The organism is uncultured Virgibacillus sp., from assembly GCF_947495635.1.
Lineage (GTDB): Bacteria > Bacillota > Bacilli > Bacillales > Amphibacillaceae > Virgibacillus > Virgibacillus salarius.
Genome location: NZ_CANMAB010000227.1, coordinates 1 through 547, shown reverse-complemented (window position 1 = coordinate 547; position 547 = coordinate 1). Strand labels below are relative to the sequence as shown.

Annotated in this window: 1 protein-coding gene; it reads left to right on the top strand. The window is 38.8% G+C overall.

All coding sequences use genetic code 11. The features are described from left to right. Positions 1–53: 53 nt before the first annotated feature. A partial coding sequence (locus tag Q1A47_RS20595) for a transposase (protein ID WP_299632760.1) occupies positions 54–547 on the top strand: 494 nt, incomplete at its 3' end.

Sequence of the window (547 nt, the reverse complement as noted above, 5' to 3'; positions counted from 1 at the left end):
CCTGTATAATGTTAGTTACCACACAAACATAAACAGAGAGGTGAGATGCCCCTATGTCTATTATACGACAACAAAGCTTGTTTGACATACACGAATTATATGAGATGGAACCTACCCATCATTTTGAAGCTGTTTTTTCAACAATCAATTTGGATCCTATCTTGAATTTATTTGATAAACCTAATAAAGTTGGTGCCCCAAGAGAACTGAATTACGGTGCCATGATCTACTCATTAATCGCTCGTGTGGTGGAGCGAATTGTAACAATCAAAGACCTGATTAGGCGTTTAAAACGTGATCCTATTTTTCGATATGACTGTGGATTTCTTCACTCTGACCAAATTCCATCTGAAGCTTCTTATTCAAGAATGGTTACTATCATCAGTGAATCAGATGAGATGGAACATATCCATGATGAGCTTATTTTTCTTGCCATCGATGAAGGGCATATCGGCGAAGAAAACATCGCTATTGACGCTACTCATTTCGAGGCAAGAGATCGCGCTCATACATCCGATAAGAAAGAAAGGACAACACCGAAAAAGCG